Raw genomic sequence first — 11,431 nt, forward strand, 5'->3', positions numbered from 1 at the left:
GTCGCCCTCCGTTACGCGTATTCGCCGCGCAGCTGATCGCGGGGTACGGCGATCCACTGGGTTCCGCCGCCGAGGCTCGCGCCCGCCATTCCCTCGATCGCGGTCGACGGCTCGCAAAGTACAATTCCCTGGTCGAGCAACAGCGCGTGTTCGGACTGGCGATGCAGCAGATCGGTTTCGTCGTAGGCATTCCGAGCGGCTTCGAAAACCGACAGGTCCTTGAGCGCGAGACGCGGCAACAGGTATTGAACGATGCCCGGCGAGCCGCCGTCCGTGGCGCACGTGGGTGCTTCAGGGCTGAAAGCGGAATCCAGCGCCTCTGTCCAGGCTTTGCGTTCGCTTTCGTCGATCGTTCCCGACGTCCTCAATTCGAGAAATTCCGGCTGATAGTCCTCGAGCAGCCCGAGGTCTTTCCGCAAGTCGCGGTTCGACGAGCCGCTTCCGTCCGGCGCGGAACCGATCATGTGTATCCACCTAGAACCCCAGGGCGTTCTCGCGGCCGAATGTTGCGTGGAGGGCGCGGCAACCCAGTTGAGTAGCCTAAGGGCCTCCCAGACGTTCGCTCCGCGACGTTCGAATATAAGCTTCGCGAGCCGCTTGCTCACTTCTTCCCGGGCTTCCGACACGCTGACGTTCGCAGGCTGGGGAATGATCATGAAACCCGCGGTGAACGGGTTCTTGAACAGGTCGCCGCACGAGAGCGTGATCCCCGCGTTCTTGGTCTCGTCACAGAGGACGTCCAGCTCGGAGAAGACAGCATGCAGCCGCGTCAGTTTGTCGGGGGTGACCTCGTCGGGATGCGGCGCGATCCCAAGACCCGTCACGAGGACCCGGCGGCCGAACTGGACCGAGGAGAGATGGCGGGCCAGATCCATGGCGATCCCGCTACCGGTACCGCCGACCAGACCGAAAACGATGCACACGATCGAATTGCCGCCTGTCTTTTCGACGCTGGCGACGAACCGTTTCAAGGCCTTCTGCATCGGCCTGTCGGCATCGTAATACGCCTGGCCGTATAGCGCCTTCGAACCTGCCCGGGTCATCGACCCGTCTTCGGCCCGTATCGACTTCCCCGAAGGCAACCACGAGGTTGAACCGGGGTTCGGATGGTACATGGGGTATTCGAGCTTGAGGAAATCCGCGTATTTCCCGACGACCTCCTGCAGCTCCTCCGACGACGCCATGTCGAGCGCAACCGTTTCAACCTGGGTGCGCTCCTCTGGGAACCTGGTCGCAGAAGTACGCACCTTGAGGAGGTCATCGTCGCCGACATCGATCGCGAGGGCGGTGAACCTCGAACCGGGCTTGTCGAGCAGGTTTTCCGGGGCCGTGCTCAGGAATTCCTCGATCACCCGGCAGCCCGCGCCGCCGATGCCTACGAGATGGATACCGAAAGGCATCTCGGTGTGGTCTTGGATGCGGTGAACGCCGCGACGTAGGGCGTCCAGTTTTCTCTGCTGGAGCTTCGCTTCGGTCGTACCTATAGCGGGAAGCGGCCGACCGCGGTCGATGTCGAGGCCTACGTTAACGGACATTTCTGAAACCTCTCAACATTGGACGCTTGAATGGAAACGGTCGGCGCGTTCGCGGACTGTCAGGCCGCGTTTGTCCCTCGCTTCGGCCACAGTGCGTCGGACCATAGCCGGATGATGTCGAAAGCAACGCCGAGCATCGTCCAGAATATCACATGACCCGCGAGCGAGGATGTCCTGAAATTGTAGAGGGTTTCCGCCGGAAAGCCTTCGGGAACCTCGTTCACCGCAGGAAGGATCTGCATCATGACCGCTACGATGCCGGCGTAGATGCATACGGCTGCGAGCGACGCGTACCACCCGCCGATCTTAGGCCACAGCTTCGTGGCGGCCATGATGGATAGCGTGGCCGACAAGACGGAAGCCGCGACCATCAGGAAGTATAACTGCGTCCGCGCGCCGATAGTGTCGCCGCTTCCGACCGCAGGCGGGTTAGCCGGATATTTCAGAGCAGGCACGACGATCAGAGCCACCAGTCCGACAATGGCGATCAGCATAGCGGTGCTGCGCGGGCTCAGCACGCCGAGACGTTTGTTCGCGAAGGCATAGGCAATGGCAAACAGTCCGCCGATCGCCACGCCGTAGACGAGGACACCGGTAAGAAGGCCCAGTCCCGCCTGGACGGAACGGCTGACGAGTTCGGGTTCGGCGGCCATCCCGGCCGCCGTACTATGTTGCTCCTCGATCGCGATCGCGTGATCGACCCACGGTTCGCCGTAGGACTTGAAAAAGGCAAAGGCAAAGATGGCGGCGATGACACCAGCCAACATTCCTCTTACGAGCAGTTTTCCGACCATCGCCGTATCTCCTTTATAATATCAGTGGCAGGGGAAGCCGAGAAGGTGACGGGCGTCGTGGACGTACTCGTGGACGTAATTGCTCGAGACGAGTGACATCGCGCCTTCCTCGACGCCGACGAAGTAGATCGAGAGGAGCATCAACATTCCTCCAAAAACCGCCCAGGGCAGTACCTGCCCGAGGGGAATCGCGTCGGCGGCGTGAGAGCTCTGTACGTTCGGATTGATAACGGCAGACATTTCATTCTCCTTGTTTCGAGACCAAAAACGAAAAACGCCCCACGCAGGCCATCCCCGAGGGATGAATGCAGTGAGGCGCTTATTGCCAGAAATGTTTTCAGCTATATTGCTGAATTTGGAGACTACATCGACCGTTTGGATTGTCAAGAGACTAATCCTACGAATTTTGGATTAAAATACGCTGCCGGACTTGCCGCCCATACGCATAATTACTTGAGTATTTGCATGGACTTTAGGCTCTTCGTTCCAGCCGAACGAGGGAATACGCCAGCGATGTTTTCCTAACCGTGGATTGTACTCGGATCGATGAACAGCCTCAGCCGATCCACATGACGTCCTCCACCGACGTGTGACCGAAGGATTTCCGAGACATCGTCTTCGGTTTCGAAGCGATACCAGACGCCTTCCGGGTAAATCACCATCACCGGACCATGTTCGCACACGTTCATGCATCCGGCGTGGTTTATCCGGATCCGCCTCATTCCCAAGGTCATCGCGAGGCGACACATGTAATCGCACAGCTGCCGTCCTCGTTTGGCTCCGCACGATCCCCTCCAGTGAGTAGCTGGCCGCTCGTTCGTGCAGCAGAAGACATGGACCTGGTAGACCGGTTCACCGGTGTCCACGCTGCTGGCAGTCGATCCCGATATGAGGGTCATCGCCGCGCCCTATCCCGCCACACAGCGCGCGAACCCGTCGGCGAATGCGTCGCGATCGAGGTTTTTCCCGATCACGACGAACTGCGACACGCGCGGCTCGTCGTCGGTCCACGGGCGATCCATGCGCATTGTCGTCAGCATCCGGACACTCTGGAAGACGACACGCTCCTTGAAACCCCTGGCGTGGAAGATGCCCTTTGTCCGGTAGAGGTCCTGCCCGCGCGTCTGAGCGACTTCGTTCAGCCAGAGCGAGAAGAGATTGAGATCGATGGGCCGCGTTTCCTCGAGGATGAAGGATCCGACCGCCGGATCGTGCTCGTGCTCGTGGTCGTCGAGGAAGCCCGGATCGACGTCGAGCTTCTGCACGAGGTCGAACGCTCCTACGTTGATGACGTGTCCCAGATCGATCTCGGCGTTCGCCGTGAAATGGATACGCGCGAGCGGGTTGATCCTGCGTACCGTAGCTTCCGCGCTTTTCACCTGTTCCGGCGAGGCGACGTCGATCTTGTTCACCAGCACCACGTCGCTGAACGCCACCTGTTCGACGGCCTCGGGGCTTTGGTTGAGATTTGTCTCCAGATTGACCGCGTCGACCATTGTCACGAACGCGTCGAGGCGAATGCGGCTTTTCACGTCGTCGGCGACGAAGAACGTGGAAGCGACCGGAGCGGGATCGGCAAGCCCGGTCGTCTCTATCAGGATACCCTCGAGTTCGCCCGCGCGTTCCTGAAGCCTTTCGAGCGTCTCGATCAAATCTCCCCTGACCGTGCAGCAGAGACAACCGTTGTTGAACTCGACGAGTTCCGCCTGCTCGTCCCTGATGACCAGCTGGCCGTCGATGCTGATCTCGCCGAACTCGTTTACGATGACGGCGATCTTCTTGCCGTGGTTCTCGTGAAGAATCCTGTTCACGAGGGTAGTTTTCCCGGACCCGAGGAAACCCGTAATAACGGTTGCCGGGATGCGGTCGTTGGTTTGAGTTGCGGTTGACATGTGAACCTTTCTGGCTTTGGCGACGCCGGCTATGGCAGTCGCTGCGTCTCGATCAAATTTCTTCTTTCATTGTCGTGGGCTGGTTAACCATCTCGCCAGCCGTCGTGCCGCCGCGTATCTTGGCTAACGGGGCGTCGAACTCGTCTTCCCATCCGTGGGCCGGTCGTCCGCCCCTGAGCCAGCGCCGCTGCCGCAGCGCGATCCGGACGCATTCGATTTCCGTCCGGGTCGGTGGGCCGGAATGTTCGAGGAGAGACCCGAACACCTCGTTCGACTTGCCGTCTTCGAGCGCTCGCTCCACGCGTCTCTTGAGCTTGACGAGTTCCGGAACGCCATGTTCGTCAAGGATAACCTGAAACGAGAAGTGAGCTGCTCCCCACGCTCCCGGTTCGGCCTGCCGGGGATTGGGAGGAAAGGCATAGCCGACCGGTACCAGGCCCTCCGGGATAGGGAGGGTTCGGGAATGGGTATCCGTGGTACCGAAGAGCTGCGAAAGGAAATGGCGACGTCGACGATCCCCGGTCTCGATCCGCCCGACGGCCGTATCGAAAATCCAGATGCAGTCTTCGATCTCGACGAGGTCGGCATCGAGTACGGAGCCGTGCAAACGATTACGCAAATCCGGCAGAGCACCCTTGTCCGCCCTCAGGCGGATATCCGCGTAGGGACTTCCGGCAACGATGTCGAGGACGGTCCGCGTTCGATGGGCGGCAAAGATCGCGTGACGGTCCAGACAGTCCTCCGCGGGACGCCCCGGCGCGGACATCCGCGCGTGTTCTTCAGGCAGGCATATGGCGATGCCACAGTTCCAGCCCTCAGGGTCGGAACTCAGTGTTTCGAACGCCACGAGGCGCAGGTGATCGTGCCACCGTAGCGATATGCTGGAGCTTTCCGTCGCCGCGCTGACACGGTCGTCCGTAACATCGACAAAAATGCGCGCCTCGCGGGGAAACTGGCCGACCGCGCCGAAAGCGCCCAGACTGAGTTCGAAATTCGGATCGACAACCATCCTCGCCAGTAACGGAAAGCCCGACTTGATGATCGCGATGTCCGAGGTGGTTTGACTATCGGCCATTGTAGCTCTCAACGCGAAACACGGCGGCTGGCCCGGAACAGTGGCATTGCGCCGACCAACAGGAGAAGACCGAAAGCCCCTCCTGCGGTCGCATAGGTTTGCCGGGGTACGAGTAACCGATCCGTGTAGAAGAGATCGGCGCTGCTCTTGCACAGCACGAACGACGGCGAGGCCGCCCGCTCGACGTCGATCGCCTGCCTTATCGCTACCGCCTCGGCGCTGGCCAAAGGCATCTGTTCCATGTGATCGAGGAGTGCCAAAGCCGACGCTAGGTAGGCGTGTGAACACGCGTTGAAGTCGCTCTCCTCGTCCGTCAGCGCCCCCGGGATCATACCCCACAGGCAGTAGGTGTACTGGATTTTCGAGAAGTTCATGAGCCGTCGCATCCGCTCGTCCGTCTTCACCTGCCGTTCCGCCAGCGAAATGATGTCAGGGCGGAATTTGGAAAGCAGCTCCATGTCCGAATGCGCGATAGAGGCGATCTCGATCCCTTTCGGCGTCCCTGCTCCGTCCGAAGATCTCATCGAGTGCGCGTGCGCGTTCGATGAGATCGAGGAAAGCGCACATATCGCCAGAGACGTGACGATCGTGAAAACCGAATTCCGACTGTTCAAAGGCATCGCGATCTCCTCGCTTTAAAAACGAAAAACGCCTCACGCAATGCGTCCCCGAAGGACGGATGCAGTGAGGCGCTTATTGCCGAAATTTCAGTCAGCTACGTTGCTGAGCAGAAGCTTACGCTCGAAAGCGTTGTTGTCAATGAGGTCGTATTGACCTCAGTTCAGGAGGTCGAACGACTCCACGACGGCCTTGGCGATGACGCCGATCGTCACTCTCCGTTCCATCGCCTGACTACGCAGGAAATTGTAGGCGTCGTCCTCGCCGAGGCTCTTTGTGCGCATCACGATCGACTTCGCTTTCTCGACCACGCGCATTGTCCTAAGGTTCTCGTCGAGCTTCTCGATACGTCCCCGCAAGCGTTGTTCGTAGAGGAAGTGCTCCCTGGCCATTGCCAACGCTCCGATCGTCGAACGTGCGGTCGGCGGGTAGTGGATCATGCCGTGGGCTGCGCAGTTGTTGATAAGCTTGAGATTGAGCGTGTCCTGGCCGCGATCGACCAGGATCAACGTTGTCGACGGTTCGCCCGGAAGCCATGGAATGCGGCGCGGAAGGTCTTCCATCAGGGTGCAGTAAACGACGTCGTAGTTCTCCGGCAGCTGGACGGGCACGGGCCAGATATGACGCACCGTGCAGCGCAGGCGCTGCAGCTCGCGCATGAGCCGCTCTCCCTCACTGTCCAGCTCGACGATAAGGGCGACGTTAAGATTCTGCACTGCCTTGTACTGGTTGTTGGGTGCCGACTGCTCGCTGCGAACCGCTCCCTGAGGCGGAGACGCGAGACGTCGCTCGTGAAGTACTTCTATTCTCGACATTCGACCCCTCCCACTAAACTGCTGCGGCCGCGACGGTGCAGCGCCCGCTTCCTATGAGGAAGGGGTCTGCTTTCACTGTCGTCCTCGATTCGAACAAAATATCGAATTGGCCGTTTCGGTTGGCCCGGCCGACCCGCGACCACAGGTCGGCATGCGCCCAGTTCGGGTTGATCGACACGGCACCCTGAGGCGCTTCGACCTCCGATCCCATCACCATCGCCCTTAGGACGGGGGTTTCGAGGGAATTCGCTCGCTCGAGGGTCTTGGCGAAGACGTTAACCTGGAAATAGGAGGATTCCAGGCACATGTTCGTCGGGGCGTCGTCGCCGTATCGCTTCTGGTAGCTCTTGACGAACTCGCTGTTCTGGTTGTTGTCGATACCCTGGAAATACGGAGCGGCGGTCAGATGACCCTCACCGACGTCGTGGCCCATCGCGGCGATTTCCGCCTCGCATGTCGTGAGACTGGCGATCGGCATTTTCTTCGGATCGAAACCCTTGTCGGAGTAAGCCTGGTAGAGGAACACGGTCCCGTCTCCCACGACCGTCGAGAAGATGACGTCGGGTTTCGCGAGCTTGATCTCCTGCATGATCGGCTCGAACTCCAGCCGCGACGCCCCGAGGCGCACGTAACGCTCTCCGACAACGCTTCCTCCGCTCCGCGCCACCATTTCACGCATGATACGGTTGGATTCCCGCGGATAGATGTAGTCGGAACCGATGAAGAAGAAGCGGTCACCATACAGCTTCATGAGCAGACTACAGAGCTGCATACTGTTCTGGTTGGGGGTCGCGCCAGTATAGATCACATTGGGCGAAAACTCGAACCCCTCGTAAAGCGTCGGATACCACAGCAGCCCGTTCAGCCGTTCGACGACCGGAAGAACCGACTTCCGGCTCGCTGACGTGTAGCAGCCGAAAATCGTGCTGACCTCGTCAACCACCATCAGCCGCTTCGCTAGCTGCCCGTAAGAACGCGTGTCCGAGCCCGGATCGTAGATTATGGGCTCGAGCGGACGACCGTTTATGCCGCCGCTGTCGTTGATCTGGTCTATAGCCAGCAATGTTCCCCGGAGCTGCGTTTCCTCGATAACGGACATGAAACCCGTTCGGGAAAACAGCACTCCAACACGCCATGGCTCCGAAGTATCGGTCGGTTTTATCAATGCAGTTGCTCCCGGTTTGAAGCATTCCCCAGTGCGGCTTTTCGCCTGCTGATTTGTCATCACGAATGGACTTGCAAGAACTCCGAAAACGCAAAAGCCTCCAGCTTCCTTCGTGACCAAGGATGCTTGGAGGCTTTTTTGCCGTCATATTTTTACACGGCTCCGATGCCGCGAATTCTCATTTCCGTCATATACCATACGTCTACACGGCATCGTCCGTCAATAGCGGCCTAGCCCCGAGACCGGATCAGCCTCGCAGCGCGTTTACCTTGCTCGGGACAGGGTGTCGTTCTTCACACCCCATTGCGCCATCGCCTCCAGGATGGGCATCAAGGTCCTTCCTTTGGAAGAAAAGCTGTATTCGACATGGGGCGGGACTTTTTCATATACCGCCCTGTCGATGACGCCGTCAGCTTCGAGTTCGCGTAGATGTTGCGTCAGCATCCGACGCGTCGCGCTCGGAATGAGGCGGCAAAGCGCGTTGAAGCGCTGGGGACCATCCAGAAGATGGTAGAGGATCAGTGGCTTCCATCGCCCCCCGATGACCCCGATCGTCGTCTCGACGGGACAGTAGTCAGGACGCTGCACCTCTGGCTTACCAGTATTCTTTTCCATACTACGTTCCGAAATTGTGCGTACTTTTAATATGATAACCGACATGCCATCTCGTGATCCAGTCGATTTTACCGGAGTTTCCCATGAGCAAGACCGTCGTCGTGACCTCTATTTTTGGAAAGCAGCAAAGCGCCGTTGCGGACGAATTCCGTCGTCGCGGATGGACGGTCCGCGGCACCGCCCGCAACGGCGGTGAACATGACTTCGCATTGGTCTGCAGAACGGACCTGACAGGCGACGAACCGTTGGTCGAAGCGTTCCGCGGTGCCGACGTCGTCGCGTTCAACCTGGTGCAGGACCATCGGCCGGGAGCAATCGAGCGCACTGCGCGAGCCGTCGCCTCCGCCGCGGCCGAAGCAGGTGTCAAGAAGGTGGTTTTCAACCTGGCGGGACAGGTCGACGAGATGTCGAATGTTTCCCCGGCGACCGATTTCCGCGCGGCACGGGCGGCTATCGCGGATGGCTCCGTGCCATCGGTGGTTTTACAGCCGACCGTTTACATGGACAACCTGATCGAACCCTGGTGCCTCCAGGACATTGTCCGCGGCGTCTTCACATATCCCGCCCCGGAAGACGCGCCTATCTCGTGGGTCTCGCATAGATCGCTGGCGGAATACGTCGTAAGTGCGGCCGAAAGCGACGAGGCTTCCGGGAACGAGTATCGGGTCGGCGGACCGGAGCCGCTGACCGGGAGGGAGACAGCGGCCATCCTCGGTGCTCGCCTGGGTCGCGAAGTCGAGTACCGCCGCCTGCCACTCGACCTGATGGCGGCTGGGCTAAACAAGGCGATGGGATCGCCGACGGGAGACAGGATCGTATCCCTGTACGCCCGCCTCGATACCGATCCGGGTTTCATGGACCTGGGCCGGGATGGCGGAGCGGTTCTCGGCGTGCGGCCCGAAAGCTTCGAGGATTTCGTCGCCCGCCAGGATTGGTCTGTTACGCTTACCGAATAACTGTCGCGGTAAAGGCGCAACTCGACATTCAGCACGGACGTCGGCGTGCCATCCCTCCGCCCTTCGGCAGGCTCACACCGGGAATTCAACGCCTGTGGCACACTACCGATCTTTCGCGCCTGTGCCACGGCGCGCCACGCCGACAGGGTCCCTGGCCCACGCACGCTCATCTGCGAGTGAGGCCTCTCCACCGGAGCCGAACCTGTCTTGGACGAGGCCGGGAGCTTGATGTCCTTAGGGCACGGGTGTAGCGTTCCACCGACTGCAACGCAAAGATTTCCGTAAGCCGTAAGCCGTAAGCGGGACGTTCCGCGGGTTTCGCCAAAAAGCGAGTGTAGTCAGCAGCGTTGCCGTGGCTACTCGGCCCCGCGCAAAGGACGGACATCGTAGGGTCGCTAGACTGTGTGGGGGTTCGCCACGATCTCCACGATGGCAGGGCAGCAAAAAACAGCAGAAAGCCTTCTATCACACCAACGATCTACCCGCGAGGCTCTGACATGGAAGAAGAGAAACATCCTGGGCCAGAGACCGCGGCGTCAGCGGCGAGCCTCGGTTCGGCACTGGACGAGATAGGCTTCAAGCGGCTCGGGCGCAGGATTCGACTCAGCCCGGGAGATAGGCATCCGGGGCTTCGCGTGCGCGTATACCCTTCACCGGACAACGAGTGAAAGGAAGTCCGAAACGGAAAGATCTCATCCGCCCGCCGTCCAGACGCGTTGCTTCAGCTTTTCCGGCATGATTGATATTTAATTAACCGCAGCCGGCGACCTTTGCTTAGTCCAGTTCCACGCTAGTATAAGAAGCGGAGGCGGCGTTGTTTTTGATCGACACGAACGTATTGAGCCATGCGAAAAAGGCGAAGCGGAACGCGAACCTGGAGGCCTGGTTCTCCACTCAGTCACAGGTCGCCATACCCTTCTCGGCTTTGCTCGAAATACAGCAGGGAATACTCGAACTAGAGAAGCAGGCCCCCGATAGGGCGAATGATTTGCAAGTATGGCTCGATGCCGTCCTGAGAAGCGATTTCCATTTCCCCGCGGTCAATGAGCAGGTAGCTCTAACGCTCGCACGCCTCTATTGTTGCGGCCCGCTCAAACCGTTATGGCAGCCTCAAACAGCAAGGAAGAAACCCGGACAGGATCTTTTCATCGCCGCGATTGCAATAGTTCACGATCTTCCTATCGCGACCTTGGACATGACCGACTTCGTTCGGATAAACCACTACTTCAAGCTACCCGGTGTCTATCACCCGGCATTCGATACCTGGCTTGTCCCTCGCAAAGATGAGAATTTTCAAATCGGGACGACGGTCGCCGTAGCCTCTATCGGGTAATGTCAGTCGTCAGCGGGTCCGGGACGAGACAGAACGTCGGAGGCGCGGATCTTTCCACGCGACGAGAAGGTCACTTCGAACATGCCGTCAGCATCTTTGATGCGCTGGGGCCGCCCAGCCTTCGCTTCGTCGAGAACCTCGTCGAAGCGATCTCTGGCGTCTTCTCTTTCCCAGTCTCGTACTTGCTCGGACACCTGAGTCACCTTTCGAATAACGAGTCCATACACCACTTTTTCGTTTGGGAATACAATGCTGATCACGGTCGCCGGGACCTTTGCGAACTATCCGAGTTCTGGAATTACCGAAGTCTGGGAATTTCAGCTGTTAGAGACGGCGTCCTGAGCTTTCACTCGGGAACGCTGGAAGCAACGGCAAGCCACTGCGCGATCGCTGCTGGGGCGTTGCCGCCACTCTTGAGAATGACTGGAACGACCAGGGCGAGCGCTTCCGATTCCAATTTCGCTGCACAGTTCGTCAGTAGAACGAGGGCTCCCGGTCCAACGCTGAGCGCAGTCTTCCGCTTGTTTGGCAGGGCGTTGGCAATCTCCGCCAAATCGGGGTCAGAACAAGAGCTGCTCGAAATCGTACGCTAAGCTTGAACGGAGCGGGAACGCTTGATTGACCGCATTTCAA

13 protein-coding genes are annotated in these 11,431 nt (G+C 59.3%); 2 read left to right on the forward strand and 11 right to left on the reverse strand.

The window, feature by feature from the left end:
• Positions 1 to 11: 11 nt before the first annotated feature.
• The 10 genes from FG152_RS25395 to FG152_RS25440 form a co-directional block, all read right to left on the reverse strand.
• On the reverse strand, positions 12 to 1,535 hold the full coding sequence (locus tag FG152_RS25395; protein ID WP_148657853.1) for a tubulin-like doman-containing protein: 1,524 nt from the start codon (positions 1,533 to 1,535) through the stop codon (positions 12 to 14).
• Positions 1,536 to 1,594: 59 nt separating this feature from the next.
• The gene (locus tag FG152_RS25400) at positions 1,595 to 2,329 is read right to left on the reverse strand and encodes a CbtA family protein (RefSeq protein ID WP_148657852.1); all 735 of its coding nucleotides are present in this window, start codon (positions 2,327 to 2,329) and stop codon (positions 1,595 to 1,597) included.
• Between the two features lie 21 nt (positions 2,330 to 2,350).
• Positions 2,351 to 2,569 (reverse strand): CbtB domain-containing protein, encoded by a 219-nt coding sequence (locus FG152_RS25405; protein ID WP_148657851.1) that lies wholly within the window; start codon positions 2,567 to 2,569, stop codon positions 2,351 to 2,353.
• A gap of 281 nt (positions 2,570 to 2,850) precedes the next feature.
• Entirely contained in the window at positions 2,851 to 3,018 is a 168-nt protein-coding gene (locus FG152_RS25410) for a (2Fe-2S) ferredoxin domain-containing protein (RefSeq protein WP_368649893.1), read from the reverse strand.
• Between the two features lie 219 nt (positions 3,019 to 3,237).
• A complete protein-coding gene (locus tag FG152_RS25415) occupies positions 3,238 to 4,221 on the reverse strand; it encodes a CobW family GTP-binding protein (protein ID WP_259030779.1) in 984 nt (327 codons plus the stop codon).
• 52 nt (positions 4,222 to 4,273) lie between these two features.
• Positions 4,274 to 5,308 carry a DUF6925 family protein gene (locus tag FG152_RS25420; RefSeq protein WP_259030780.1) on the reverse strand — a complete coding sequence of 345 codons (1,035 nt, stop codon included), beginning with the start codon at positions 5,306 to 5,308 and terminating at the stop codon, positions 4,274 to 4,276.
• Positions 5,305 to 5,916 carry a hypothetical protein gene (locus tag FG152_RS25425; protein ID WP_259030781.1) on the reverse strand — a complete coding sequence of 204 codons (612 nt, stop codon included), beginning with the start codon at positions 5,914 to 5,916 and terminating at the stop codon, positions 5,305 to 5,307. Before FG152_RS25425 ends, FG152_RS25420 begins: the two co-directional genes overlap by 4 nt.
• 156 nt (positions 5,917 to 6,072) lie before the next feature.
• Complete coding sequence (locus FG152_RS25430) at positions 6,073 to 6,729, reverse strand: ANTAR domain-containing response regulator (protein ID WP_148657845.1); 657 nt, start codon at positions 6,727 to 6,729, stop codon at positions 6,073 to 6,075.
• 13 nt (positions 6,730 to 6,742) lie between these two features.
• Positions 6,743 to 7,954, reverse strand: a complete 1,212-nt coding sequence (locus tag FG152_RS25435) for a transporter substrate-binding domain-containing protein (protein ID WP_148657844.1) — start codon at positions 7,952 to 7,954, stop codon at positions 6,743 to 6,745.
• A 204-nt stretch (positions 7,955 to 8,158) separates the two neighbouring features.
• Entirely contained in the window at positions 8,159 to 8,509 is a 351-nt protein-coding gene (locus tag FG152_RS25440; protein ID WP_148657843.1) for a winged helix-turn-helix transcriptional regulator, read from the reverse strand.
• 83 nt (positions 8,510 to 8,592) lie between these two features.
• On the opposite strand from FG152_RS25440, the gene FG152_RS25445 reads away from it, so the two are divergent.
• Together FG152_RS25445 and FG152_RS25450 are read left to right on the forward strand one after the other, a co-directional pair.
• Complete coding sequence (locus FG152_RS25445; RefSeq protein ID WP_148657842.1) at positions 8,593 to 9,465, forward strand: SDR family oxidoreductase; 873 nt, start codon at positions 8,593 to 8,595, stop codon at positions 9,463 to 9,465.
• A gap of 814 nt (positions 9,466 to 10,279) precedes the next feature.
• A complete protein-coding gene (locus tag FG152_RS25450) occupies positions 10,280 to 10,798 on the forward strand; it encodes a PIN domain-containing protein (RefSeq protein ID WP_259030750.1) in 519 nt (172 codons plus the stop codon).
• 2 nt (positions 10,799 to 10,800) lie between these two features.
• Here the strand turns inward: FG152_RS25450 and FG152_RS25455 are convergent, their stop codons facing one another.
• Positions 10,801 to 10,992, reverse strand: a complete 192-nt coding sequence (locus tag FG152_RS25455) for a hypothetical protein (protein WP_259030751.1) — start codon at positions 10,990 to 10,992, stop codon at positions 10,801 to 10,803.
• Between the last annotated feature and the right edge of the window lie 439 nt (positions 10,993 to 11,431).

The organism is Ochrobactrum sp. XJ1 (genome assembly GCF_024701725.1).
GTDB lineage: Bacteria > Pseudomonadota > Alphaproteobacteria > Rhizobiales > Rhizobiaceae > Brucella > Brucella anthropi.